General features: G+C 46.3%; 22 protein-coding genes and 1 pseudogene. 14 read left to right on the top strand and 9 right to left on the bottom strand.

The features are described 5' to 3' along the window. Nucleotides 1-14 precede the first annotated feature (14 nt). A complete protein-coding gene (gene waaA / locus FJQ87_RS02110; protein ID WP_140930280.1) occupies nt 15-1,292 on the bottom strand; it encodes a lipid IV(A) 3-deoxy-D-manno-octulosonic acid transferase in 1,278 nt (425 codons plus the stop codon). 123 nt (nt 1,293-1,415) lie between these two features. Here waaA and FJQ87_RS02105 point away from each other — a divergent pair, with 123 nt between their 5' ends. From FJQ87_RS02105 to polA, 6 genes are all read left to right on the top strand, one after another. After that, nucleotides 1,416-2,057, top strand: a complete 642-nt coding sequence (locus tag FJQ87_RS02105) for a TetR/AcrR family transcriptional regulator (protein ID WP_140930279.1) — start codon at nt 1,416-1,418, stop codon at nt 2,055-2,057. Between the two features lie 160 nt (nt 2,058-2,217). Then, on the top strand, nt 2,218-3,411 hold the full coding sequence (locus FJQ87_RS02100; RefSeq protein ID WP_140930278.1) for a glycine C-acetyltransferase: 1,194 nt from the start codon (nt 2,218-2,220) through the stop codon (nt 3,409-3,411). Nucleotides 3,412-3,419: 8 nt separating this feature from the next. After that, on the top strand, nt 3,420-4,445 hold the full coding sequence (tdh, locus tag FJQ87_RS02095; RefSeq protein WP_140930277.1) for an L-threonine 3-dehydrogenase: 1,026 nt from the start codon (nt 3,420-3,422) through the stop codon (nt 4,443-4,445). A 41-nt stretch (nt 4,446-4,486) separates the two neighbouring features. After that, entirely contained in the window at nt 4,487-4,792 is a 306-nt protein-coding gene (gene glpE, locus FJQ87_RS02090; protein ID WP_140930276.1) for a thiosulfate sulfurtransferase GlpE, read from the top strand. Then, the gene (gene glpG, locus FJQ87_RS02085; protein ID WP_140930275.1) at nt 4,789-5,631 is read left to right on the top strand and encodes a rhomboid family intramembrane serine protease GlpG; all 843 of its coding nucleotides are present in this window, start codon (nt 4,789-4,791) and stop codon (nt 5,629-5,631) included. The genes glpE and glpG overlap by 4 nt, the downstream gene beginning before the upstream one ends. Nucleotides 5,632-6,167: 536 nt before the next feature. Next, nucleotides 6,168-8,939, top strand: a complete 2,772-nt coding sequence (gene polA / locus FJQ87_RS02080) for a DNA polymerase I (protein WP_140930274.1) — start codon at nt 6,168-6,170, stop codon at nt 8,937-8,939. Nucleotides 8,940-9,600: 661 nt separating this feature from the next. Here the strand turns inward: polA and yihA are convergent. Next, nucleotides 9,601-10,257, bottom strand: a complete 657-nt coding sequence (gene yihA / locus FJQ87_RS02075) for a ribosome biogenesis GTP-binding protein YihA/YsxC (RefSeq protein WP_140930273.1) — start codon at nt 10,255-10,257, stop codon at nt 9,601-9,603. A gap of 158 nt (nt 10,258-10,415) precedes the next feature. On the opposite strand from yihA, the gene FJQ87_RS02070 reads away from it, so the two are divergent. The 5 genes from FJQ87_RS02070 to hemN all read left to right on the top strand — a co-directional run bounded on the left by FJQ87_RS02070 (nt 10,416) and on the right by hemN (nt 15,195). After that, the gene (locus FJQ87_RS02070; protein WP_140930272.1) at nt 10,416-11,036 is read left to right on the top strand and encodes a c-type cytochrome; all 621 of its coding nucleotides are present in this window, start codon (nt 10,416-10,418) and stop codon (nt 11,034-11,036) included. A gap of 795 nt (nt 11,037-11,831) precedes the next feature. Further along, the gene (locus tag FJQ87_RS02065) at nt 11,832-12,494 is read left to right on the top strand and encodes a methyltransferase domain-containing protein (RefSeq protein ID WP_140930271.1); all 663 of its coding nucleotides are present in this window, start codon (nt 11,832-11,834) and stop codon (nt 12,492-12,494) included. A gap of 52 nt (nt 12,495-12,546) precedes the next feature. Next, nucleotides 12,547-13,098 carry a Der GTPase-activating protein YihI gene (yihI, locus tag FJQ87_RS02060; protein ID WP_140930270.1) on the top strand — a complete coding sequence of 184 codons (552 nt, stop codon included), beginning with the start codon at nt 12,547-12,549 and terminating at the stop codon, nt 13,096-13,098. Between the two features lie 26 nt (nt 13,099-13,124). Continuing rightward, a complete protein-coding gene (locus FJQ87_RS02055; protein WP_140930269.1) occupies nt 13,125-13,592 on the top strand; it encodes a DUF2489 domain-containing protein in 468 nt (155 codons plus the stop codon). 226 nt (nt 13,593-13,818) lie between these two features. Next, on the top strand, nt 13,819-15,195 hold the full coding sequence (gene hemN, locus FJQ87_RS02050; RefSeq protein ID WP_140930268.1) for an oxygen-independent coproporphyrinogen III oxidase: 1,377 nt from the start codon (nt 13,819-13,821) through the stop codon (nt 15,193-15,195). A gap of 169 nt (nt 15,196-15,364) precedes the next feature. Here the strand turns inward: hemN and FJQ87_RS02045 are convergent. Next, nucleotides 15,365-15,631, bottom strand: a pseudogene (locus FJQ87_RS02045) (transposase domain-containing protein); the annotation flags it as partial. Nucleotides 15,632-15,736: 105 nt separating this feature from the next. Next, complete coding sequence (gene add / locus FJQ87_RS02040) at nt 15,737-16,744, bottom strand: adenosine deaminase (RefSeq protein WP_140930267.1); 1,008 nt, start codon at nt 16,742-16,744, stop codon at nt 15,737-15,739. 271 nt (nt 16,745-17,015) lie between these two features. Here add and FJQ87_RS02035 point away from each other — a divergent pair, with 271 nt between their 5' ends. After that, complete coding sequence (locus tag FJQ87_RS02035; RefSeq protein WP_140930266.1) at nt 17,016-17,981, top strand: alpha/beta fold hydrolase; 966 nt, start codon at nt 17,016-17,018, stop codon at nt 17,979-17,981. Nucleotides 17,982-18,055: 74 nt separating this feature from the next. Here the strand turns inward: FJQ87_RS02035 and FJQ87_RS02030 are convergent, their stop codons facing one another. Then, entirely contained in the window at nt 18,056-19,234 is a 1,179-nt protein-coding gene (locus tag FJQ87_RS02030; RefSeq protein WP_140930265.1) for a PAS domain-containing protein, read from the bottom strand. Nucleotides 19,235-19,491: 257 nt separating this feature from the next. Between FJQ87_RS02030 and FJQ87_RS02025 the strand changes: the two genes are divergently transcribed. Beyond that, complete coding sequence (locus FJQ87_RS02025) at nt 19,492-20,772, top strand: mechanosensitive ion channel domain-containing protein (RefSeq protein ID WP_140930264.1); 1,281 nt, start codon at nt 19,492-19,494, stop codon at nt 20,770-20,772. Nucleotides 20,773-20,799: 27 nt separating this feature from the next. Here FJQ87_RS02025 and FJQ87_RS02020 read toward each other — a convergent pair whose 3' ends face one another. Then, nucleotides 20,800-21,168, bottom strand: coding sequence for a VOC family protein (locus FJQ87_RS02020; RefSeq protein ID WP_140930263.1), 369 nt, complete (start codon nt 21,166-21,168; stop codon nt 20,800-20,802). Nucleotides 21,169-21,343: 175 nt separating this feature from the next. On the opposite strand from FJQ87_RS02020, the gene FJQ87_RS02015 reads away from it, so the two are divergent. Next, nucleotides 21,344-21,997 (top strand): DUF3157 family protein, encoded by a 654-nt coding sequence (locus FJQ87_RS02015; protein WP_140930262.1) that lies wholly within the window; start codon nt 21,344-21,346, stop codon nt 21,995-21,997. Nucleotides 21,998-22,056: 59 nt separating this feature from the next. On the opposite strand, the gene hutH is transcribed toward FJQ87_RS02015, so the two are convergent. The 3 genes from hutH to hutC are packed head-to-tail and all read right to left on the bottom strand — an operon-like array spanning nt 22,057 to nt 26,011. Continuing rightward, complete coding sequence (gene hutH / locus FJQ87_RS02010) at nt 22,057-23,589, bottom strand: histidine ammonia-lyase (RefSeq protein WP_140930261.1); 1,533 nt, start codon at nt 23,587-23,589, stop codon at nt 22,057-22,059. Continuing rightward, nucleotides 23,589-25,262, bottom strand: coding sequence for a urocanate hydratase (hutU, locus tag FJQ87_RS02005; protein ID WP_140930260.1), 1,674 nt, complete (start codon nt 25,260-25,262; stop codon nt 23,589-23,591). Before hutU ends, hutH begins: the two co-directional genes overlap by 1 nt. Before the next feature lie 44 nt (nt 25,263-25,306). Beyond that, nucleotides 25,307-26,011 (bottom strand): histidine utilization repressor, encoded by a 705-nt coding sequence (gene hutC, locus FJQ87_RS02000; RefSeq protein ID WP_140930259.1) that lies wholly within the window; start codon nt 26,009-26,011, stop codon nt 25,307-25,309. Nucleotides 26,012-26,111 lie beyond the last annotated feature (100 nt).

Here is a 26,111-nt window from a genome sequence, read left to right as displayed (position 1 = left end):
ATGCTATTAGCAGCTTAAGCACTAAGCTGCTTGATAAGCGCAAGCTGCTTATCTAAAGCGCCGCGATTTTGCGCTAACACACTAAGGCCAGCATCCCCTGCTTGTTGTCTTAGGGCTGGATTGGCTATTTTGGCTAATAACGCCTGCCCTAAAGCCTCCCCCGAACTAACTACCGTTAAATTATGGGCATCTTGTAGCAGTTGGCCTATCTCTAAAAAGTCACGATAGTTAGGCCCCATATACACGGCCAGCCCAAGGGCTGCTGGCTCCAGCGGATTATGGCCACCATGGACAATTAAACTGCCACCAACAAAGGCTTGATCGCCGCAGCCATATAAATCCAGTAATTCTCCCATGGTATCGCCCAGCAGCACTTGCGTGTGCGCTGTGATGTCCGTTTGCTGGCTACGCCGCGCTACCTTAAAACCCGCGGCCGCCAAGGTTTGAGCCGCTAGTGCAAATTGCTCTGGATGGCGCGGCACTAAAATCATCAAGGCTGCAGGATACTGAGCTAGCACTAACTGATGCGCTTCTATCATGGCGGCAAATTCACCGGGATGAACACTCCCTGCCACCCATACCGGCGCCTTATCTTTTTGCCAATGGCGACGCAATTCCGCCGAAGCCGCTTGACGCTTGGCATCTATGTTCAAATCAAATTTTAAACTGCCACAAACGCTAATGCGCTCATCCTTTACCCCAAGTTCGATAAAACGCTCGGCTTCTGCGGGGGTTTGCACCGCTATGGCGGCTAATTGCTTGAGCATAGGTGCCACTAGCGTTATTTGTTTATGGTATTTTTGCGCTGATTTTTCAGAAAGTCGCCCATTGGCAAGCACCACTTTGGCGCCCGCTTGGTGACTGTAATGGATTAAATTAGGCCACAACTCAGTTTCCATAATGATCACGAGCTTAGGCGCCAACTGTTTTATAAACCTATGAATAGCTAGCGGAATATCAAAAGGCAAATACACATGCTGCACTCGCCCTTGCTGAATTTCCGCCGCGAACGCTTTTAGCACTTGCGCCGACCCCGCTGGGCTTGAGGTCGTTAACGTCAATCGATAGCCCGGATAAGCGCTTAATAATTGCCGAATCAAGGGCACAGCCGCTAAGGTTTCGCCCATCGACACTGAATGAATTAATACTTGAGATGGCAACAGGCGCGTTACACCAAAACGCTCGCCCCAGCGCAGCCTGTAGCTAGGGTCTTTGCGTGACCGCAGTAATAAATACACGACCAATAATGGCGTCAGCAAGGTGACGAGAATGGAATACAGCGTTCGGTTCATATGAATTTATGCTTAAAATCGATTTTGCTTGGGCCTTAATGCCAATGTTAACATAAAGCTGCGCCGAGCATCTCAAGGTCGCAAAAGGTAATTAGGTTAAGCAGTTAATCCTTAGGGGAACTCATGAAAACGCGCGATAAAATTATTCTAGCCAGTCTTGAGTTGTTCAATGAACACGGCGAGCGCGCCACTAGCACCAATCATATTGCCGCCCACTTAAGCATTAGCCCTGGCAACTTGTATTACCACTTTCGCAACAAGGAAGACATCATTCGCTCTATCTTCAGCCTGTACGAAGATCATTTAGAGCAAGGGTTTCAGCCCTATGTCGATCAGCCCGTCAATATTGAACTATTACTAAAATACTTTGATGCCATGTTTTATACCATGTGGCAATTTCGCTTTATCTACGCCAACTTAGCCGACATTCTGAGCCGCGATGAAGCCCTCAAACGCCGCTATCTTAAAGCGCAGCAATCAGTATTGCAGCGTTCAAGCCAAGTATTAAGCCAATTATGCCAAGATGGTTTTCTGAATATAGAAACTGGCAAAGTGATTGAATTAGCTGACACAGTAAAGATGATAGTGAGCTCATGGATTGGCTATCAACTCACGCAATCAAGCACCCATCAAATCAGTAAATCGACTTTGTATGAGGGCCTGCTACGGGTATTAATGATTTTTAAAGGCTACGCCATGCCCGCCTCATTAGAAACCTTTGAGCGGATGGAGCGGCATTATCGTGAGTTAACCCTCAAGCCTTAATGGCCCTAGCGACTGATTTATTGACATGCGTCACACTAGCAAACCCTATGGGCGTGAACTTGCTACCTTAAGTGGCACAAAAATCACTGCAGCGGCGCGGTAATTAAGGTTAAAATGCCAACAACTCCAACTATCAAAATAAGTACCCAAGGAGATTTTCGTGGCAGCACCTTCTTTTTTCGAGCAAATTCAACAGCAAATCCAAGATGTAAAGGCTGAAGGCCTCTATAAGAGCGAGCGCATCATTGCCTCGCCTCAGCAAACCGCCATTCAAGTGAATAGCAAGCAAGTCATTAATTTCTGTGCCAATAACTACCTTGGTCTAGCCAATCACCCTAAGTTGATTAGCGCTGCCAAACAGGGTTTAGATTCCCACGGTTTTGGTATGGCTTCAGTGCGCTTTATCTGCGGTACCCAAGATATTCATAAGCAGTTAGAAACCGAGCTCAGTGAATTTTTAGGCATGGAAGACACCATCCTCTATTCGTCATGCTTTGATGCCAACGCCGGTTTATTTGAAACCTTATTGGGAGCTGAAGATGCGATTATTTCCGACGCTCTAAACCATGCCTCTATTATTGATGGTGTGCGTTTATGTAAAGCTAAACGCTTTCGTTATGCCAATAACGACATGGCAGATTTAGAACAACAATTGCAAGCGGCCCAAGCCGCAGGCGCGCGTCACATCTTAATCGCCACCGATGGCGTGTTTTCTATGGATGGCGTTATTGCCAACTTGCAAGGTGTGTGCGATCTGGCCGATAAATATGGCGCCTTGGTCATGGTGGATGATTCCCATGCGGTCGGCTTTATCGGCGAAAATGGCCGCGGCACCCATGAACACTGCCAAGTCATGAGCCGAGTCGACATAATTACCGGGACTTTAGGTAAGGCCATGGGCGGCGCTTCTGGCGGCTTTACTGCAGGCAAGAAAGAAGTCATTGATTGGTTACGCCAGCGCTCGCGTCCGTATTTGTTCTCTAACTCATTAGCGCCGGCCATAGTACATGCCTCGATTCAAGTGCTCGACATGCTGAAATCAGGCCAAGCCTTGCGTCAATCGGTATGGGATAACAGCCGTTATTTCCGCGAGCATATGTCAGCGGCGGGCTTTAGCTTAGGCGGCGCCGATCACGCCATTATTCCTGTGATGATAGGCGATGCTAAACTTGCTTCTGAGTTCTCGAATCGATTACTGCAAGAAAATATCTATGTGGTGGGCTTCTCCTATCCGGTAGTGCCTAAAGGCCAAGCACGAATTCGCACCCAAATGTCGGCGGCTCACACCCAAGCACAACTCGATCAAGCGATTGAAGCATTTACTCGTATAGGTAAAGAATTAGGCATCATATAAGGATTATTATGAAAGCTCTCAGCAAGTTACATCCTAAAGAAGGTATCTGGCAGGTTGAAGCTCCCATGCCTGAAGTGGGACACAACGATCTCTTGATCAAAATTCGCAAAACCGCCATTTGTGGTACCGACGTGCACATCTATAAGTGGGATGAATGGTCACAAAAAACCATTCCTGTCCCTATGATCGTCGGCCATGAATATGTCGGTGAAGTGGTAGGCATGGGCCAAGAGGTTCGCGGCTTTAACATTGGCGATCGCGTCTCAGGTGAAGGCCATATTACTTGTGGTTACTGCCGCAATTGCCGTGCTGGTCGCACCCACTTATGCCGCAACACCACTGGCGTTGGCGTCAATCGCCAAGGATCTTTTGCCGAATACTTAGTGATCCCAGCCTTTAACGCCTTCAAAATTCCTGATGATATCAGCGATGATATGGCCGCAATTTTCGATCCCCTAGGTAACGCTGTGCATACCGCCTTATCTTTTGATCTGGTTGGCGAAGATGTATTGATCACAGGCGCTGGCCCCATTGGAATTATGGCCGCGGCCGTATGTCGCCACGTTGGCGCCCGTCATGTGGTCATTACCGATGTGAACGAATACCGCCTTGAGTTAGCCCGTAAAATGGGAGCCACTCGCGCAGTCAATGTCGCTAATGAAGACTTAAAAACTGTCATGGCCGAACTTGGCATGACCGAAGGCTTTGATGTCGGCTTAGAGATGTCTGGCGTACCATCAGCCTTCCACGCCATGCTTGATACCATCAATCACGGCGGTAAGATTGCGATGCTAGGTATTCCTAGTGGCAATATGGCCATTGATTGGAGCAAGGTCATCTTTAAAGGCCTAGTGATTAAAGGCATTTATGGCCGTGAGATGTTTGAAACCTGGTACAAGATGGCAAGCTTAATTCAATCAGGTCTCGATATTAGCCCTATTCTCACCCACCATTTTGCCATTGATGATTTCCAACAAGGCTTTGATGCCATGTGTTCTGGCCAATCAGGAAAAGTGATCCTCGACTGGTCATAATTATGATGGCGGGTCTGCCCGCCATTTTTTTCGGAGTGTATATGTCTTTTACCCATATGGATCTCGGCATGCTGCGCGCGATGCAGCAACAAGATCCACAGTTACAGATTGTTGATATTCGTGACTCAGCAAGCTTTGAGCAAGCGCATATCCCAGCGGCCGTTAACCTTACCAATGACAATCTGGTGGATTATATTCAGCAAGCCGATTTGGACGCGCCGCTAGTCGTTGTTTGTTATCACGGCATGAGCAGCCAAAATGCCGCTAACTACCTAAGCGAGCAAGGCTTTGATCAAGTCTATAGTCTCGATGGCGGCTTTAGCGCTTGGCAGGCAGCGAACTTATGATGATTTTTGGTCACTTACCTAACGCCCGGGCTGCCCAAGCGCTGATTGATTACCTTAAAAGCCAAGGTGTAGTTTGCCAGATGCGTGATGAAGGCATGCAAGTGCAGTTGTTGGTGGATGCCAGCGATTTTGCCAAGGCGGAAGCTGAGTACCAAAACTTTATTGCTCATCCCAATGATGACAAATACTTGCAAGCCTCCTGGCAGTACGGCAGCACCCATAGCAATTTGAATTATGGTAAGCCCATTAAGCAGTTACTGGCCGAAGTCATAAGCACCAGCGGACCGCTAACCCTTAGCATTCTCGCTATCTGTATTGTTATTTTTGGCGCTTGGAATCTCGGCTTTGCCGATACCTTATTTACCCACTTAGGCTTTTTTGGCGTCACCCCAAGCGCAGGACTTGATGAGTTCTGGCGAGTATTTACTCCTAGCCTCATTCATTTTTCCGCCATGCACATCATATTCAACTTATTATGGTGGTGGTACCTAGGCGGCAAAATCGAGCAGCAATTAGGTAGTGGCAAACTGCTACTGATTTTACTGGTAGCCGGCACCCTGCCCAATGTGCTGCAATATCTACTACAAGGCCCCAATTTTGGCGGCCTGTCAGGCGTGGTCTATGCGTTAGCTGGCTACACCTATGTAATGGGAATTCGTAAACCCGAAGCTGGCATTGCTCTGCAAAATTCGTTTATGGGCTTTATGATGATTTGGCTAGTATTAGGCTTCACCGATGCCTTTGGCTTATCCATTGCTAACGGCGCCCATGTCGGCGGATTGCTGGTTGGTATTGCTCAAGGCTTATTTGATAGCCGCCGCCAGTCTCATTCCCGCTAGCCAATTCGCGTTAGTCGCAACATATAACCATTACCTAGCACACAGCTTGTCGACCTTAGCCCTATTTAGCATAAGGTCGGCATCAATATAACCAAGTATTTTAACAACTCCATCACAAATCGATTGCTCAGTTTAAAAAACATGCTAAGTTATAAATCCTGTTTCTAACTGGCTTAAATTGATGACTTTTAGCGCAGATATTTTTTCTGTCTAACAAAAAAATCCACAATTCAAGATGTTTTAAATAAATTTGATCTGATCTCACAGAATTTTATTTACCACATTATTTTCAATGACTTACAAAACCGCCCTTTTCCGATCCGATCGGTTATTCCCATATAGATCATTTTGATTCACAGAGTTATCCACAGCTAATCACCTTTTTTAGCACTGTCTGAATTTCATACTCAGCTGTTCGTTTTTCAAGCCTAAGATTTACCTCAAAATTAACTTATGCACCGCGAAGATTTGCTAACTCGCCTATTGGTTGTCAATGTGGCATGCTTACTTCATTTGCAATGACACACGATATCAACATGGCTACCATCAGCGACAATCCCCTGGTCTTAATCGACGGTTCTTCTTATCTTTATCGCGCCTATTATGCTCCGCCGCATCTTACTAACTCCAAAGGGGAAGCTACTGGCGCCGTCTATGGTGTCGTTAATATGCTTAGAAGCTTATTGCGCCAATATTCGCCTTCGCACATAGCGGTAGTGTTTGATGCCAAAGGCAAAACCTTTCGTAACGACATGTATAGCGAATACAAGGCGCAGCGCCCGCCTATGCCTGATGATTTGCGCAGCCAAATAGAGCCGTTACATAAAATTATTAAAGCCATGGGCTTACCGCTGATTTCTATCACAGGTGTTGAAGCGGACGATGTGATTGGCACCTTAGCCTCGCAAGCTTGTGCCGAAGGTCGTGCCACGCTTATTAGTACTGGCGATAAAGACATGGCGCAGTTAGTCAGCGACAACGTCATCCTCATTAACACCATGACAGATACTGTGATGGGACCGCTCGAAGTCACTGAAAAATTTGGCGTGGGTCCCGATAGGATCATAGATTTGCTGGCATTAATGGGTGATAAGGCTGATAACATTCCAGGCTTACCTGGCGTCGGTGAAAAAACGGCAGTAGCCCTTATTACTGGTGCCGGCAGTGTCGCTAACCTGCTGCGCGACCCAGATGCTGTGGCAACCCTTGGTTTTCGCGGCGCTAAAACTATGCCCGCCAAAATCAAAGACAACGCCGCTATGCTGCAACTGTCTTATGAGCTTGCCACCATTAAAATAGATGTTCCTATGGAGCAAACTTGGCAGCAACTTGAGCGCCAAGATGAAGACAAGCAAGCCTTAGCTCAGTATTTTACTGACATGGAATTTAAGCGCTGGTTGGCTGAAGTGCTCGATACGCGCCCGCCTACATCAACTAGTGCCAGCGCTGTGGCGCTAGCAACAGCTGCTGAAGAAGCTGAAGTCGCACCTATCATCACTACTCAATATGAAACCTTATTAACCCAAGCGCAGCTTGATACTTGGATTGAAAAAATCAAGCAAGCAGAGCTTGTCGCCATAGATACAGAAACCACTAGCCTTGATTATATGCAAGCTCAGTTGGTGGGATTATCCTTTGCGATTACCGCGGGCGAAGCTGCTTATCTGCCATTAGGCCATGATTATGAAGGCGCGCCGACTCAGTTAGATAAGCAGCAAGTATTAGCCCAGCTTAAGCCGCTATTGGAAGACCCAGCCATTCATAAAGTCGGGCAAAATTTAAAATACGACATGAGCGTGCTCGCTAATGCTGGCATTACGCTGCAAGGCGTTAAATTTGACACTATGCTCGAGTCTTATGTCTTTAACTCAGTGGCGACTCGCCACGACATGGATAGCTTGGCCCTCAAGTATTTAGGTCATAACAACATAAGTTTTGAAGAAGTTGCCGGTAAAGGCGCTAAGCAGCTCACTTTCAATCAAATTCCATTAGAGCAAGCCGCCACTTACGCTGCAGAAGACGCTGATATCACCTTGCGCTTGCATCAGCATTTGTGGCCAAGACTGGCGAAAGAAACCAGTCTAGATAGGGTATTGCTCGACTTAGAAATGCCATTAGTTCCTGTGTTGTCAGCCATGGAGCGTCGCGGCGTATTAATTGACAGCTTATTATTGGCGCAGCAAAGTGAAGAGCTAACCCGTAAAATTGATAAGTTAGAGCAAGATGCCCATGAACTGGCAGGCGAAGTGTTTAATTTAAGCTCAACTAAACAGCTGCAGACTATCTTCTTTGAAAAGCTGGGTTATCCCGTCATCAAGAAAACTCCTAAGGGCGCGCCATCCACTGCCGAGGAAGTATTAGTCGAGCTGTCTTTGGATTATCCGCTACCGAAAATCTTGTTAAAACATCGCAGTCTATCTAAGTTAAAGAGCACTTATACCGATAAGCTGCCGATGATGGTGAATGCTAAAACGGGCCGCGTGCATACTAGCTATCATCAAGCCAATGCTGCCACTGGCCGTTTATCGTCAAGCGAGCCTAACTTACAAAATATCCCTATTCGTACCGCTGAAGGTCGCCGCATTCGCCAGGCATTTATCGCCCCTGAAGGTAAAAAAATTCTGGCTGCCGATTACTCGCAAATCGAGCTCAGAATCATGGCGCACTTATCGCAAGATGCCGGTTTACTCAGCGCGTTTGCGCAAGGAAAAGATATTCACCGCGCAACCGCTGCCGAAGTATTTGATGTCGCGTTTGAAACTGTCACCACAGAGCAAAGACGCCGCGCGAAAGCAGTTAACTTTGGCTTGATTTACGGTATGTCAGCCTTTGGGTTAGCTAAGCAGTTAGATATTCCCCGCGCAGAAGCGCAAACCTATATTGATACTTATTTTGCCCGCTATCCTGGGGTGCTGCGCTATATGGAAGAAACCCGCGCCATAGCGGCAGAGCAAGGCTACGTTTCAACCTTGCTTGGGCGACGCTTATATTTACCCGAAATTAACGCTCGTAACGCCATGCGCCGACAAGGCGCAGAACGCGCCGCAATTAACGCGCCGATGCAAGGCACTGCGGCCGATATCATCAAGCGTGCCATGATCACGGTCGATCAATGGATTAACGAGCATACCCATGGAGAAATATCCATGCTAATGCAAGTTCACGATGAATTAGTCTTTGAAGTTGATGCGGCGCAGGCTGAAACCCTAAAAGACAAGATTTGCCAATTGATGGCAACGGCGGCCAATCTTGATGTGCCGTTACTGGCAGAAGCCGGTATTGGTAATAACTGGGATGAAGCCCACTAAGCTCACTCAAGCCTTCACTTGCGATGCCTGCCGTAGCAACTAAGTTACGAAAATAAATTACCAAGTGTGAGGTAAACGCTCCCTCCAAAAGGGCTACCCAGTTTGAGGTATCCCAAGCTCTTGCGACGGGATTGATTAAAATTCACCCAAGAGCTCATGAAAAGAAGATGTCATCATTCGGTGACATCTTCTTTTTTTATGTAATTTTTAGATCAAAAACTGCTGATAAAAACAGCGAGAGACGCGATCGGCATCACATTATTGTGTCATTGAGCAAAAAACAGTTTTTCAAAATATGATTAATCCAGTATTATTCTCGGCGTAGGGTACAGAGGTTAAGATGTTCTATCTTTCAGACCTTTATTTCACTTTTAGTGAACAGCCAAATTCTGGCGCCTCAGCAATCTTTGTATTGCTGAGGCTTTTTTTTGCCCTGAAAAAATTAGAGTAAATACTTTAATTCCGCTAAATTTCAAGTTATGCTGTGGTCATTAAGCGCTGTTGATAACAAATGAATCATTTGTGAAACACCAGAACTTGAGTCTTGTTGAATTTTAGCTTCTCCCCAAAAGAGCTAACTTTATGCCGCTGACCCTATTGTCATCGGCTTTTTTTTGGCAAAAAAGCCTGCCGCGGCAGACTTTAATTTAAGAGCTAACGATTAGAGTTGTTGCTCTTCTGGCTCAAACTCTTCCCATCCTTCTGGATGGCACCAACCATTCAGAATCGATAATACCTTTTGCTTACCAGTGCCTTTAAGTGATGAGAATGGTTCAACATTAACCCAATCACCGAACTCAGCTAAGGCGGCACGCACTTCATTGACTGTCTTCATACGCGCACTTTGGGCTAACTTGTCTGATTTAGTCAGCAAAGTTAATACTGGGATTTCACTTTCCACAGCCCATTCAATCATTTGAATATCAAGATCTTTAAGTGGGTGGCGAATATCCATCAACACCACGACACCGCTAAGACATTCGCGTTTCTGCAGGTACTCACCCAAGGCATGTTGCCACTTTTTCTTCAGCGCTAACGGCACTTGGGCAAAACCATAACCCGGCAAATCCACTAAACGGCGATAGCCATCTAACTCAAACACGTTAATTAATTGAGTGCGACCTGGGGTCTTACTGGTTCTTGCTAAGCTTTTTTGCTCAGTCAGCGCATTTAACGCGCTCGACTTACCGGCGTTAGAGCGGCCAGCAAAGGCAATTTCGATACCGGTATCGCCCGGTAAATGTTTATCTAAGTGGGCAATATCAGGAGCGCTGATAAGAAACTTAGCTTTACGAAAATCAATTTGATTATCTGTCACGTAATACTCCAGTAGATGCATCACTTTTGTCATAAAAGTTGAAGAATTGCTTACTTTTCCACAATTTCGTGTAAAATATAGGCTCGATCACAGTTAGCTCATTTTAACACGACTGTCTCTCGAACCAGGACATTAAACTAACAAGAAGTTGGAACGCCATGAAAAAGTTAGCTCTAGCGCTGTCTGTAGTCGCCACTATATCTTCCTCTGCGATTGCTGAAGGTAATGTTGAGGCGGGCAAAGCCAAATCTATTACCTGTGCTGCCTGCCATGGTGTTGACGGCAACAGCATGATCAACATGTATCCTAAAATTGCCCAACAACATGCCACCTATTTGCAAAAGCAATTACAAGAATTCCGTACTGCTTCTCAAACTGGCGGTACCAATGGCCGCATGGATCCTATCATGAGTAGCATGGCTGCCGCCCTGTCTGATGAAGATATAAAGGATTTATCTGCCTATTTCTCTAGTCAGACCATCACTGCCAATCCAGCCATCGAAACACCGGCATTAGGTGAAACCTTGTATAAAGGTGGCGATATGTCACGGGGCATAACTGCCTGTATCGCTTGTCATGGCCCAGACGGTAATGGTATGGCATTAGCCGGTTTCCCAAGCTTAGCCGGACAACATGCTAATTATATCAAAATTCAGCTAACTAAGTTTCATGATGGCAGTAGAAATAATGATATGAATGGCATGATGCGTGATATCGCAAAAAAATTATCTCCTCAAGATATCGACGCATTATCGACTTATATATCTACAATTAAATGAACAAAGCTTAATGATTGAAATGACTACAAAAAGGGAGCGCTTGCTCCCTTTTCATTTACTTAAAGCTTACGTTAACGTAAAGCGTGCAGCGCTATTGCTTGACAATACTCACATATTTGGGTTTAATGAGCCCCGTAACGATACAAACCCAGCAGTGCGAATGTTAATACTTATAATCATGCACTGATATCGATTACATACATTTAAGATATAAGAATAAATAAAAGTTAATAATAAGAATAAACTCAAGACCACTCACATAAAATAATAATAAGTGATGATTACCCTTTGTAATCTAGGTCGAAATCTTCAAATGATGTCAGTTTTTCGGAGTGTTCTTGGTAATCCAGATTGGATTCAAATACTCAAGCAGGGGCGCAAATTTAAAGGATTTGAATTTGCTAGAAAACCGTTGTTTTCTTCCTCGCTGAATCGAGATGTCGCTAGAAGTTACTAAACAGGGATGGTTGGATTGAGTGTCATAGATGACAACCTATAAGTAAATGGCTGAGACCATCTACGGGAATCTTCAATTGAAACATTGAAGCGCTACAAGATTAAGTGTCTGGAAGACCAAAAACTATAAATAATTGCATGGAAAGCAAACAATAACAGATGGATTTTGACTGGGATAGTCACATAGCTAGTATGGATACTGGATAATCAAATTGATATGTCTTTGACATTTTTATATGGCGGCAGGCAACTGCCGCCATTTTTATTTTATTAGTTATCAATACCGATACCTCTTTACTGGTATAATCCTGCAATAGTGACATAACTTACTGATAGTAAATGCTTAGCTGCCCACTTTGCCAAAATTCATCATGCTCAATATTTTATCAAGACAAGAAACGCAGCTTCTATAGTTGTCCGCGCTGTTGCTTGATATTTGCAGATGGCCGCAGCCAACTTCCCCCACAAGCATTGAAACAACGATTTAGCCAACCAAGCCCAGCCAAAAAACAACAACAATTAGCTAATTTTGTGCTGCCTCTGCTCGATCAACTCCATCAGTTAACCGCCAGTCAATTGCATGGTTTAAATTACGGTCGCATTCTCGATGCTGCCAGCCAGCAGATAATTACTGAGCAAGGCCATTTACTGGAGCAGTACGATCCCTTCATTGCTCCTAATCACCAAGTCTTGCGCCACAGTTATGATTTTATCTGTTGTTATCGAGTATTTGAGCACTTTAGAAACCCACAACGTGAGTGGGCATTATTATGCCGCCTGTTAAAAACCGGTGGTTGGCTGGCGATAAGTACCCGCATGTTGAGTGATAATGCCGACTTTGGAAAATGGCATTACAAAAATAATCTCGCGCATGTGGCCTTTTTCCACGCCAAGACCTTTAGTTATTTAGCCGAAAATAGTGGATTTACGTTATTATTTGCAGCAGATGATTTCATTCTGATGCAAAAAACATCAGAATCTGGTATAAATCCCGCCCTTTGATCTCGGCCTGGCATTTGAAACAGGCTGGGCAAAACCAGTAGTCGAGAAAAGTATGAGTCGTTCCAAGAAAACCCGCAGTGGTCTGGGTTGCGCCCCAACCAAGGCACCAAGACAGAAAAAAACCGAGCGTGAACTCGCTAAAAAGAAACGCGTTACCGGTAATAAAACCGGAAGTCGTCACAATGAGACTTTATTAGAGCAAGTGGCAAACGGTTCAACTACCAAGAAAGATCCACGTCATGGCAGCAAAAAGCCTGTGGCTTTAGTTCTGCCAACGGCCGTTGAAAAAGTCAATGTTGCTGCCGTGAAAGCTTCACCTAAGCCAAAGTTAAGCGATGACCAAAAGCTGTTGCAACTTGAAGAAGATCCGCGCTTAAACCAATTGCTGGATGCATTGGAAGAAGGTCGCGATCTGAATGCGGCCGATCAAGAGTGGCTGGATAAGCAACTCAATAAGATTGAAGCCTTAATGATCAAATTAGGCATCACTGATGATGAAGAACTTGCAGCACCAGCGCCGAAGAAAGCCCTTAATGATGATGAATTGCTAGCTCAGTTTGAGTCTGGTGAGTCGTTACTTGATCAGTTTCGTCATAAAGACTAAATCGCATCAATTGCAAGGAGGCTTAGTTGGATAGCATCTGGATCATTGCCGCATTCACCATCATAGTGCCTTTAGCCGCGTATGCGGCTATCTTGTTATGGCGCTTACGCCAACAGCAACAGCACGCCACTCAGCAAGCTTTGGCAATCGCTAGCGCCGCCAAGGCTAAGCGAGAGCAAATACTAGGGGATATCAGTTATATCGCCCAAGCTGTGATTGAAGATAGGTGTGAATTGTCTGAAGGCGTGATCCGCATAGGTAAGTTGTTTGGCATCTTATCGCTCAGCGAGCAGGTGATGCCGCAATACCCTCACCTATTCCGCCATTTTCAACGCATCGCTTCTCATCCCATCAGGGATGACAGAAAAGCGTTAGATAAACAGCAACGGATGCGGTTTGATTTGCAGCGGATAAAAAGTGAGGCTGAGTTAGCTGAAGGCATAATGCAAGAAATTCAGCAGATTGCCCTACATCCACTGCCAAAATCTCATTAAGCAATTGATTAACAAGCCGCAGTAATGCGGCTTTTTTATTGATAAAAATCAACATATCCAGTGAGTCAGAGCACAAAACCTCTATCAAACCAAAGACAAGCTCACCATTTTGTTGGATAGTCGCTAATTCTGAAACCTTTACGTTAAATTTTTAAACCTAGATCAAGGTATTTTTGACGTAGAGGCTGCATACTTCGCCTATTGCTAAATTACCGGAGGTCACGCCTTGAAGCAGCCCACACAGATCAGCTGGGATCAGTCTATGATTGAGAAATACAATTATAGCGGTCCTCGTTATACCTCTTATCCAACGGCATTAGAGTTTAACGACGCTTTCTCTGAGCAAGACCTATTGCAGGCGATAAAAACAAGCAAAAGTAATAAATTATCCCTGTATATCCACATCCCTTTCTGTGCCAAGCTGTGCTATTACTGCGGCTGCAATAAAATCATTACCCGCCATCAGCACAAAGCCGATCAGTACATTGAATTCTTAGCGAAAGAAATTATCAATCGCGCGCCGTTATTTGAAAATTATACGGTTACGCAAATGCATTGGGGCGGCGGTACTCCGACCTTCTTAAATCCAGAGCAAATCTTGCGCTTAAGCCAATTACTTAAGCAGCACTTCCATTTTGAAGAGCAAGGTGAATACTCTATCGAAGTCGATCCTCGTGAGATTGAACTCTCAATGCTAGACACCTTAAAAGAAGCCGGATTTAACCGTATTTCTATTGGTGTTCAAGACTTTAATAAAGAAGTACAAGTAGCGGTTAACCGCGAGCAAGATGAAGGCTTTATTTTCGATTTAATGGCCAAAGCCAAAGCTATGGGCTTTGTGTCCACTAACGTAGATTTAATTTACGGCTTGCCGCATCAAACGCCTGAGACGTTTGCAGCGACTATCGCCCGCATTATTGAATTATCGCCAGACCGTTTATCGGTATTTAACTATGCGCACTTACCTGCCCGCTTTGCCGCGCAGCGTAAAATTAAAGAAGAGCATATGCCTGGCCCGCAGCAAAAACTCGATATGCTGCATCAAACCATCACTACCTTAACTGAGGCTGGTTATCAGTACATAGGTATGGATCACTTCGCTAAGCCAGATGATGAATTAGCTAAGTTACAGCGCGAAGGCCGTTTACACCGCAATTTCCAAGGTTATACCACTCAAGAAGAGTGTGACTTACTGGGCTTAGGTGTGTCATCTATCAGCATGATTGGTGATTGTTACGCCCAGAACCAAAAAGATATTCGTCCATATTACGAAGCCGTGGAAGCTCAAGGACATGCATTGTGGAAAGGTTGCAGCCTTAATCGTGACGATGAAATTCGCCGCGCTGTGATCAAGCAATTAATCTGTCACTTTGAGCTCGATATGGCTGATATGGAGCAAAAACTGGGTATTCAATTTGAACAGTACTTCAGCGAAGACTTAAAGCTATTGCAGACCTTTATTGATGATAAGTTAGTCGACATTAGTGACCGCAAAATCACTATCGACTCAACCGGTCGCTTATTAATTCGTAACATCTGCATTTGCTTTGACGTGTATTACCGCGACAAAGCGCGCCAGCAGCAGTTCTCGCGAGTTATCTAATCACTAGCTAAGCACACTGACTAGCGCGAACTATATCCACAAAAAAGCCACTGCATACAGTAATGCCGCTCACTTAGTGTGAGCGGCATTTTTCTTAGGCTTAATGGGATACTTGTTTTTACTCATTTTTAACGTACGTGGATAGGCTCTATCCCGTTTCCCATCAAGCTTCAACCTCTTGAGGTAAGACGATATCAAGCTTATTGATGAGAGAGCGGACGGACTCGCCTCTGAACAGAGCCATACCAATCACCGCCCAAATCATGGCATCCATAGGTAACTTACGTCGCCGTAAACTGGCAACACCATGTGAATCAAGGCACGACTGAATTAAATCTGGCTCAAGCACATCGGCCAGACAGGTGAATTCGGTATGGCGATTGATATGAGTACGCGCCAAAGCTTCTGAAAGTTGCATAAAAAAATCCGATGACATGGGGTCATCGGATTTTGATCCTTTCAGTGAGATCGTCAAGCGATCTGTCTTAACTGATCGGCATTACTGCATGCAGTGGCTTTTTACTATTTGCAGCCAAAAGGCTTAAGGTAAATTGGCTTCTTTAGCAAAATACATGGCGCGGCGCTCACTATCAGATAAAAACGCCATCTCGACGCCATTACGCTGAATTTGCGCTAACACATCAGCGGATAATCCCATTTCTTGCTCGGCCACGCGATATTCATGGCCAATATCAATATTGCTCACACCTGGATCATCAGTATTAATGCTGACTAACACGCCGGCATCATAAAAAGCCTTTAAAGGCTGAGCTTGGTAACTCGCAACCGTTGAAGTATGTAAGTTGCTGGTTGGGCAAGATTCAATCCCAATTCTATGTTTGGCCAAATACTCCATTAACTGCGGATCTTTTACTGCATTAACCCCATGACCAATACGAGTCGCGCCTAAAGAGCGAATAGCCTGCCAAATGCTACTGGCGCCATCAGCTTCACCGGCATGCACTGTGACAGCTAAACCTGCATCGCGGGCACGGCGGAAATGCTCCACAAACAAGTCGCCAGGATATGACAACTCATCACCCGCTAAATCTATCGCCACGATTTTGGCTCGTTGCGATAAAATTGCATTCAGTTCAGCGCGGCAAGCATCCACGCCAAATGAGCGCGACATAATACCGATAAGATTCACTTTTACATCGCTATCGCGCATGCCGTGGGCAACGCCCTCAATCACAGCTTCAACCACGCCTTCTAGCGGCAACTTATGGTTCATCGCCATGTAATAAGGGCTAAAGCGTAATTCAGTGTAATCCAGCCCTGAAATGGCAGCATCAAGCACGTTTTCATAGGCGACGCGCTTAACGGCATCTAAGTCGGCTAATACCGCTACCATCCAATCTAGTTTTGTTAAAAAAGCCACTAAGCTGGCTTCTTTGCCTTGAATTTGCACATAGGGAGCCAAGGTTTCAAGCGAGTCCGCAGGCAATGCAATACCGTGTTGATCGGCTAACGACCAAATAGTTCCGACTCGAACATTACCATCTAAATGGCGATGTAAGTCGACTAAGGGAATGCTGGTATTTATCATTTAGTTACTCCAATAAGGCTCTAGCAAGTCGCACTTGCCATTGTTCTGATTATCATACGGCCGTTTTGAATTTTATTACACCATCAGATTATTTAACAAGGTATTTTCGCTTTAAGAACCTTTTATTCTGTTAGGTGTAGCATCTGCTGGCGAGTTAAACACCCAGCGCTAAGTGAACCAAGCTTAATAGTGCTGATATTCAACAGCCTGCCAACATCGCCACTTTTTGATACACTGGCATTCTGGATAGTTATTGACGCTAGGATATCCCATGTTAACCCCCAGTTCTTTCACCACAGAAGCTCAACTGCAAGATGCTCATTATCAGGAGCAGTTAGCAGAGTTTTGGCAGCAAGTTGAACAAGGTGAAATAACCAGTGTTGATGGCATTAGGCTCAACTACTGCGCCGTGCGCCAACCCAAAATTGCGCCGGCGATTGTGTTTTGCAGTGGCCGAGTGGAAAGCTATTTAAAGTATCAAGAACTGATTTTTGATTGCTACCGCCAAGGCTTTAGCATTTACGCCATGGATCATCGCGGCCAAGGTTTATCGGCGCGATTAACAGCGAACCCACACTTAGGTCATGTGGATGAGTTTGATGACTATGTCCAAGATTTACATCAATTTGTGCAAAACAAGGTCTTAACCGACCGCCATACTCAGCTATTTATGCTCGGTCACTCCATGGGCGGCGCCATTGGCACCTTGTATTTGCAGCAATACGGCCATAATTTTAGTGCTGCGGCGTTTAGCGCGCCTATGTACGGTATTCGCTTGCCTGCGCCTGAATGCATCATCAAGCCACTGGCCACTTGGTTTAATAAAGTACCTAAAGGCGGCCAGCCGCATTATGTGTTAACAGGTAAGGGCTACCAAGATATTGCCTTTAAAAGCAATGAGCTCACTCATAGCCAAGTGCGTTATCTTAGGTATCGGCAGTTATATCAGCAGTTGCCACAACTGCAACTAGGCGCGCCAAGCAATCATTGGTTATTGCAAGCTCTTAGCGCTGCCAATAAGGCCAAGGATGCTGCGAGTCAGTCAGACATTCCGTTACTGATTTTGCAAGCGGGGGACGATAGTATTGTTGATAATCACGCCCAAACGGCGGCGGTTAACGGCCGGTGTCAGTTATTGCGGATTGATGGCGCTCGCCATGAAATCTTTATTGAAACCGATGTACGTCGAGAGCAAGGCTTAAGCGCGGCATTACACTGGTTTAGCCAAGCCAGTTGAAGCTAAGCCGAGAATGGCTAATGGCAATATTGCATCGCCATTAGCCTGTGCTGATACTGACATAACGCACATAGTTACTGCGGCTGCTCTTTAGCCGCCATTAGCTCTGTCATATCTGTATGAGTGCCTATGATGCGCTCGGGGCGACCTTCACAGTCCCACTCCACCAGCATGCCTCTATCCATTACCCAGATATAATGCCCAAGCTTATGTTTGAGACGATGAATACTTTCAAATTCAGTGTGCGTGCCAGAGATATAGGCCTGCAATTTCAACATCACAGCCTCTTTATCATCGGGATGAACGCGACTTTCCCATTCCTGAAAATCATCGTTAATCTCATGCTGCTGAAAACCTAACATCTCTTTCCAGCGGTTAGAGAAATACACGGCGCCTGTGATGATATTCCAATCCCAAATGCCGTTGCCTGAGCTTTCAACTGCATAGAACCAGCGATACTCGTAGTCTTGTAACTTTTGCTGCAGCTTCTGTTTTTGCTCAAGGTTTTCATGCATGGCCGATTGCAACTGCGCCACCTCACTACAGCTCCACGCAATGGGGCGCATAGACACAGGCTTTTGGCAGGCAGAGGAACCCGCAGCAATATAGCCCTTTAGTTGCGCTGATAACTGATTCAGTGGCCGAATGACCCACAGGTATAATAACCCCATGAATCCCATCCCCAGAGTTGCCGCGAGCCCCCAAAACCACAAGTAGCGCTCACGTAATTCACTATCGGCGGTAAGCATCACAGGGGTTAAATCAAATTCTAAATAAATGAGATCTATCTTAGGGTTTTTCTTGCTGTGAAAAATCGGGTAATAGGCCTGTATGCTTTTGCGCAGCGGATTGACTTGTAAAATCGAGCTTTGCTGCTCAATGGCCTCTTGATGTAACTTGGCTTGATAACCATCAATAAAGCTATCGGCAACACTGCCGCGCCATACCAAATAGTTAGCGTGTTTAATGACATGCTGCTTATCAAGCAGAAGTAAGACTAACACCTGTAAATCCGTCGATGCCAAGGACACTTCGGTTTTAAGACGATGCGAGCCACCATGCAGCTCAGTTTCTGCTGCTACATACTGCAATCGCGCCAACGACTTATCTAAACGCTGACTATGCTCTTGAATTAATTGTCGATGAATTTGATCCCTTTCATAGACGTAGGCTGTCACTACTAAGATCAAAAAGAAACTGACAATTGTCAGTAGCACTAGTACCGCAAGCGGCGGTCGATAAAAAGAACGCACCCGTGAATCCTTGAGTTATTATTATGCGACTATAAGACAGATAGAAATCACTACCGCGCCAATCCGGTGAGTTAAGTACAAACCTACTCGCATCTATGCTAACCAGTTAAGTGCTAGCACGCAAAAGGTCTTTGACCAACACGTCAACTTTTAGCTAAAAACGCTTAATTTACAATTGCATTGATTAATGTTCAACCTACAAACTCTTAGACTAATTATGCTAAAGTAGAGCCAATAGTGCTGCTGGAGAGTAAGACTTGAATAACGAATTACGTGGCGAAATTGCTCACTGGCTCAGCCAAGTGGGGATCAATAGCCAGCCGACAGATGGCCTGCCGACTTTTGTATTGCTACTGGCGTGCATTGTCTTAGCCACTGTTGCCTATCTCATCGTTAGACGCGGAGTGATCCGCGCCCTCAATATAGTGATTAAACATTCAAGAGCCTCGTGGGACGACAGCTTTATGCGCTTTCGAGTGCTGGAAAAGCTCGCACTGCTGGTGCCCGCCTTAGTGATGAATCTGTTAGTGCCGATAGTGTTAACCGCACACTCTATTTTGTCTGTGCTAATAGATCGCACCTTAAGCATCTTGATTGTGATGCTATTTATTCGCGCGGCATTTTCAGCCTTAGATGCCACTAACGAGATTGCCGACGTCAATCTTGTCAGTCGCCGCTTGCCGATTAAAAGTTTTGTGCAGTTAATAAAACTGTTCTTATTCTTTGTGGGCGTCATAGTCGCCATCTCGATTCTAGCCAACCAATCCCCCATCTACTTCTTAAGTGGTTTAGGTGTGGCCACGGGTTTGGTGATGTTAGTGTTTCGCGACACTATTTTGGGATTTGTGGCAGGTATTCAGTTAGCGGCTAACCGCATGGTGAGCCTAGGCGATTGGATTCAAATGGATAAATATGGCGCCAATGGCACCATAGAAGAAATATCCCTGACCACAGTGAAAGTGAAAAACTTCGACAACACGTTAACTATGATCCCCGCCTACGGCTTAGTGCAAGACGCCTTTAAGAACTGGCGCGGCATGTCAGAATCTGGGGGGCGACGCATTTGCCGCTCGGTCAATATTGATGTCAGCTCGATTCACTTTTTAAGTGAGAGCGAACTAACCCGCCTCACCAAAGTAAATCTACTCAAAGACTACATAGCTAAAATGCGCCATGAGCTAAGCGACTACAACACAGGTCTTATCGACAATGATGAGCTGATTAATGGTCGCCACTTAACCAATATTGGTACCCTGCGCATTTACTTATTGGAATACCTTAAGCACCACAACTGCATCCATAAAAACATGACCTTGTTAGTGCGCCAACTGCAACCTGGGCCCGATGGATTGCCCATTCAAGTGTATGCCTTTACTAATGACACGCGCTGGGATGTTTACGAAGGTATTCAATCCGATATCTTTGATCACTTGTATGCCATTTTGCCTGAATTTGGCTTACGTGCCTTCCAAGTGCCGACCGGTGAAGATATGCGCCAAATGCGCTTGGCGCCTGATTCTATTAGAGATGCTCAATAACCAAAACACACTGCAATAATTGCTGGCTTAACGGTTAGAGTGCATGCCAAACATATTGCCCTCGGTGTCATAACCTAGGGCAATAAAGCCATGCTCACCGATGGAAAACTTAGGCTTCACAATACTGCCACCTGCAGCAGTCACTCGCTCTTGTTCAACTTGGCAATCATCACAACTAAAATACACCAGTACACTGTTACCACCGGCGGCAATGCCAGGCATTTTGACTAACGCTCCAGAAGCACCATAGGTCAGCATATCCATAGGAAAGGTATGCATCTCCATCCCCGGAAACTCAAGAGCGGTTAATTCAGTGGCCAATACTTGCTGATAAAAAGCTTTAGCTCGCGCCATATCATCGACATAAATTTCAAACCAACCAACGGGATTTGCCATATTGATACCCTCATCAAGATTAAATGTTGCGGCCGCTTAGCGGCCAACCCAGTCTTATTTTAGTCGATTGCCATAAATATGCCGCCAAATCTGTGACTCTAAACCTCGCCTTATTCATGCAAATATCCGCGATTGCGTTTACTCTATAGCCACTAAAAATCACCTTGGCCAGCTTATGATTTCCCCCTATAAACTCATTACCGCAGCGCTGTTATGGCTCACCTTACCCATTAGTGCCGCCGAGCTAAGCATAATTACTTTAGAAAATGGCGCTAAGGTTAGGCTGAATGATGACTTTACTTGGGAGTACGTCATCTTAACCAACACCCAAGAAGTGCCAGTTACTAGCCAAATACCGTCAGCAAACGCCCCATCAACGCCATTAAACACCAGCACGACTGCCATTAAGGCTGCTGAAAACACAGCCGCGAGCGCCGTTGTCCTTAGCAGCGTTAAGACCTTGACTGCCGACGCTATGGTGCAGGCGCAATTACTTAAAAGCACAGCTAAAAATGGCGTTAAAGTGAGTGTCAGCCAAATCGAGTGGGATAACGATGGTAGGCTCGGCCTCACCTTTGATCTAGCCAGCACTAGCCCTGAGCATTATGTGTTGGTTGAACTTGAAGTACGCTTCTTTAACGATAATGGCCAAGAAATGGCAACCGAGACAATTAACGTGTGGCGCGCAATTAATAGAATGCCTGACACTTATTTGCGTAAAAATCAGCAGCGCACCAGTAACACGTTTTGGATTGAAGGGCTTAATCAGCAGCAATGGCAACAGCAATTATTAAGCTTACGCATTACTGAGATGGACTCAAGAATGTAATTAACACTGAGGCTCTTGGTAATACCAAGAGCCTCAGGCTGCATAACTCAACTGATGCTTTAGAAACTTGGCAGCAAACCTGCTGGTAAATAACGATTCAAGCTCGCGCCATAAAGTAGCTCAGTGGCCGCCTCAATATCTGGGGCAAAATATCTGTCCTTATCGTAATAAGCCACTTGCTCGCGGATCTCAGCCTTAGCTTGGGCTACCGCCGCGCTTGGCAGTAATGGCGCTCTGAAATCTAAGCCTTGCGCCGCCGCCAACCACTCAATCGCCAATACGCCGCGGGTGTTTTCCGCCATATCCCTTAATCTTCGCGCCGCAAAGGTCGCCATAGACACGTGATCTTCTTGATTAGCCGACGTTGGCAAGCTATCGACTGACGCGGGATGAGCATAGGTTTTATTCTCTGAGGCCAAAGCCGCTGCCGTGACTTGCGCTATCATAAAGCCCGAATTAACCCCGCCATTATTAACTAAAAATGGCGGCAATTTAGATAAGCTCGAGTCAATCAGTAGCGCAATTCGGCGCTCAGCGATTGAGCCCAGCTCAGCAATAGCAATGGCTAAGTTATCGGCAGCCATAGCCACAGGTTCGGCATGAAAATTCCCGCCAGAAATAATCTCAGCCGTGTCTTGAAACACTAACGGATTATCCGTTACGCCATTGGCTTCAACCCCTAGCACTTCCGCCGCTTGACGAATTTGCGTTAAGCAGGCGCCGAGCACTTGCGGCTGACAGCGCAGCGAATAAGGGTCTTGCACTTTGTCGCAATTGGCATGGCTTAAACTAATTTCTGACTCAGCCTCAAGTAAGTGCCTAAATATGGCGGCTGAATCTATTTGCCCACGTTGACCGCGAGCGGCATGAATACGAGCATCAAATGGGCTACGGCTACCCATAGCAGCTTCAACACTCATGGCGCCAATCACAGAACTTGCGGCAAATAAATCTTCGGCGTGAAACAAGCCTTCTAATGCCAAGGCCGTCGATGCTTGGGTGCCATTAAGCAGCGCTAAGCCTTCTTTGGCGGCTAAAGCGAGCGGCGCTAAGCCAGCAATGGCTAAACCTTCGCTGGCCGAAATAAGCTCGCCCTGATAACTCATCTCACCTTCCCCTAAAAGAGGCAAGCACATATGAGCCAAAGGCGCTAAATCCCCAGAGGCGCCGACTGAGCCTTTTTCAGGAATACAAGGATACACGCCGGCATTAACTAGGCTTATCAGAAAGTTAATCACTTCAAGACGAATACCTGAGAACCCTCGCGCTAGGGAGTTAATCTTAAGTACTAACATCAAGCGCACAGTCGCATCTTGCATATATTGGCCAATACCCGCCGCGTGGGATAACACGATTGAGCGCTGCAATAACTGCAAATCTTGCGGGGCTATCTTGGTATTGGCTAACAAGCCAAAACCCGTATTAATGCCATAGACAGTGCGGCCTTCATCCAGCACTTGTTGCACTATCGCCGCGCTGCCATTGATAGCACTGATGGCGCTTGGCGCTAGCGACAATGTCACCTTGTTGCGGCTAATGGCGCGTAACTGACTTAAGGTTAAGCTGCCAGGAGTTAAGATAAAATGCTCCATTAATTATTCTCCAGCATAGGTAAATCAAGGCCCTGTTCATGGGCGCAGCTCTTAGCAAGCTCGTATCCCGCATCGGCGTGACGCATAACGCCAGTGGCGGGATCATTCCATAACACTCGCCCAAGCCTTGCCGCCGCATCATCAGTGCCATCGGCCACTATCACGACCCCAGCATGTTGACTAAAGCCCATACCTACGCCGCCGCCATGATGCAAGGACACCCAAGTCGCGCCGCTCGCCGTATTGAGTAACGCATTGAGTAACGGCCAATCCGATACTGCATCTGAACCATCGAGCATGGCCTCAGTTTCACGATTAGGGCTTGCCACTGAACCTGAATCTAAGTGATCGCGACCTATGACTATGGGCGCAGATAACTCGCCGCTTTTCACCATGTCATTAAATGCTAAGGCTAAACGCGCCCGATCTTTAAGCCCAACCCAGCAAATTCGGGCAGGTAAGCCTTGAAAGGCAATGCGCTCGCGCGCCATATCGAGCCACTGATGTAAATGAGGGTTATCAGGAATTAGCTCTTTTACTTTGGCATCGGTTTTATAGATATCTTGGGGATCGCCAGAAAGAGCAACCCAGCGAAATGGCCCTATGCCCTCACAAAAGAGTGCCCGCACATAGGCAGGCACAAAGCCTGGAAAATCAAAGGCATTTTCCACACCTTGCTCGAACGCCATTTGCCTAATGTTGTTACCATAATCTGTGGTGGCAGCGCCTGCGGCTTGCAAGGCCAACATGGCCCTGACTTGCACTGCCATCGACTCTTTAGCGGCGTTAACGACCGCCGCCTCATCGCTATTACGCATGGCTTTGGCGTGCTCTAAGCTCCAGCCTTGAGGTAAATAGCCATTGAGGGGATCGTGCGCCGAGGTTTGATCTGTCACTACATCTGGGGTAATGCCGCGTTGCACTAATTCACTAAATACATCGGCAGCATTCGCTAATAAGCCGACCGATACTGGCTGACCACTGCGATTGGCGGCCGTGATAATAGCTAGCGCTTCATCCAGACTATGCGCTTTTTTATCCACATAACGAGTGCGCAATCTAAAGTCGATACGAGTTTCATCGACTTCACATGCCAGCACTGAGTAACCCGCCATAGTGCCTGCCAATGTTTGCGCGCCCCCCATGCCGCCTAATCCGCCAGTGAGAATCCACTTACCCGCCGAGTTACCGTTAAAATGCTGTTTCGCCATGGCCACAAAGGTTTCATAAGTGCCTTGAACTATGCCTTGGGTGCCAATATAAATCCAAGAGCCCGCCGTCATCTGGCCATACATGGCAAGCCCTTGTTTATCGAGCTCATTAAAATTCTGCCAATTGGCCCAATGAGGCACTAAGTTAGAGTTGGCGATAATCACCCGCGGCGCCTGCTTATGAGTCTTAAAGACTCCCACCGGCTTGCCCGATTGCACTAACAAGGTTTCATCATCATCAAGGCGGGTCAAAACCTCGATGATCTTGTCATAGCATTGCCAGTCGCGCGCCGCGCGGCCAATGCCGCCATATACCACTAAATCTTCAGGGCGTTCAGCCACATCTGGGTGCAGGTTATTCATCAACATGCGCATGGCCGCTTCCGTCAGCCAGCTTTTACAAGTGAGCTGATTACCATGAGGCGCAATAATGCGGCGAGTGGGGTCGTGACGCTTATCCATAAAGGCTTCTCCAAACTAACGATGATTTGTTATAGGTTGTTGTTTTATCGAAATGTGAGATGGCCGCCTAAACGAAAGCGGCTACCTGGATGCACTAAACGGGCGAAACTCACCACCCCTTGCTGACTCCAAGTGCGACGAATGATCTGTAAGCAAGCTTCGCCCTCTTTAAGCAACAAATGCTCTCGCAGCGCTGCACTTGCGGCTACGGCTTCTATGGTGTGGCGCGCTTCAGTCAGCGGCGCTACGCGGCATAAATATTCGTGGGGAGTTTGCTGATTAAAATCTTGGGATAAATACTCTGGCGCCAGCGCTGGGTTAACAAAGCGCTCTTCTAATTGCAGCGGCAAGTCTTGCTCGCAGTGCAGCAAGATAGAATGAAAAATCGGACTGGCAGGCTCTATCCCCAAAGCTATGGCAATCGGCGCCAGTGCCGGCATAGTTTCCAAGGTCAGCACCTTGACGCTATAACCATGACCGCGCTCTTTAATTTCATCGGCAATATTGCGAATGGACAGTAACGAAGATTGCGACTTAAGCGAGGCCACAAAAGTGCCAGCGCCTTGACTACGCTCTAATACACCGCCATCCACCAATTCAGTTAAGGCTCGCCTAGCCGTCATCCGGCTGCAATGAAAGCGCTGCGCCAACTGATTTTCTGACGGCACTTTCATGTGCTCTTGCCAGTCACCGGCATGAATATGATCTAGGATCATCTGTTTGATTTGGGCAAACATCGGCACTGTCATTGCAATTCCTTGGCAGCTGTCATCTAAGTATTCCTAACGCTCTGCTTAGCTATTACTAGTATTGAGCCTCTGAGTTAGCTCTATTGAAAAACCAGAGAGA

The sequence above is a fragment of the Shewanella sp. SNU WT4 genome, assembly GCF_006494715.1.
GTDB lineage: Bacteria > Pseudomonadota > Gammaproteobacteria > Enterobacterales > Shewanellaceae > Shewanella.
The sequence above is the reverse complement of the archived record's forward strand: the minus strand, read 5'-3'. Positions and strand labels throughout refer to the sequence as shown.

Bases quoted from the DNA above. Each gene is read 5' to 3' on its own strand.
- waaA (WP_140930280.1), bottom strand. From the start codon at position 1,292: ATGAACCGAACGCTGTATTCCATTCTCGTCACCTTGCTGACGCCATTA.
- FJQ87_RS02105 (WP_140930279.1), top strand. From the start codon at position 1,416: ATGAAAACGCGCGATAAAATTATTCTAGCCAGTCTTGAGTTGTTCAAT.
- tdh (WP_140930277.1), top strand. From the start codon at position 3,420: ATGAAAGCTCTCAGCAAGTTACATCCTAAAGAAGGTATCTGGCAGGTT.
- glpE (WP_140930276.1), top strand. From the start codon at position 4,487: ATGTCTTTTACCCATATGGATCTCGGCATGCTGCGCGCGATGCAGCAA.
- glpG (WP_140930275.1), top strand. From the start codon at position 4,789: ATGATGATTTTTGGTCACTTACCTAACGCCCGGGCTGCCCAAGCGCTG.
- polA (WP_140930274.1), top strand. From the start codon at position 6,168: ATGGCTACCATCAGCGACAATCCCCTGGTCTTAATCGACGGTTCTTCT.
- FJQ87_RS02070 (WP_140930272.1), top strand. From the start codon at position 10,416: ATGAAAAAGTTAGCTCTAGCGCTGTCTGTAGTCGCCACTATATCTTCC.
- FJQ87_RS02065 (WP_140930271.1), top strand. From the start codon at position 11,832: ATGCTTAGCTGCCCACTTTGCCAAAATTCATCATGCTCAATATTTTAT.
- yihI (WP_140930270.1), top strand. From the start codon at position 12,547: ATGAGTCGTTCCAAGAAAACCCGCAGTGGTCTGGGTTGCGCCCCAACC.
- add (WP_140930267.1), bottom strand. From the start codon at position 16,744: ATGATAAATACCAGCATTCCCTTAGTCGACTTACATCGCCATTTAGAT.
- FJQ87_RS02035 (WP_140930266.1), top strand. From the start codon at position 17,016: ATGTTAACCCCCAGTTCTTTCACCACAGAAGCTCAACTGCAAGATGCT.
- FJQ87_RS02020 (WP_140930263.1), bottom strand. From the start codon at position 21,168: ATGGCAAATCCCGTTGGTTGGTTTGAAATTTATGTCGATGATATGGCG.
- FJQ87_RS02015 (WP_140930262.1), top strand. From the start codon at position 21,344: ATGATTTCCCCCTATAAACTCATTACCGCAGCGCTGTTATGGCTCACC.
- hutH (WP_140930261.1), bottom strand. From the start codon at position 23,589: ATGGAGCATTTTATCTTAACTCCTGGCAGCTTAACCTTAAGTCAGTTA.
- hutU (WP_140930260.1), bottom strand. From the start codon at position 25,262: ATGGATAAGCGTCACGACCCCACTCGCCGCATTATTGCGCCTCATGGT.
- hutC (WP_140930259.1), bottom strand. From the start codon at position 26,011: ATGACAGTGCCGATGTTTGCCCAAATCAAACAGATGATCCTAGATCAT.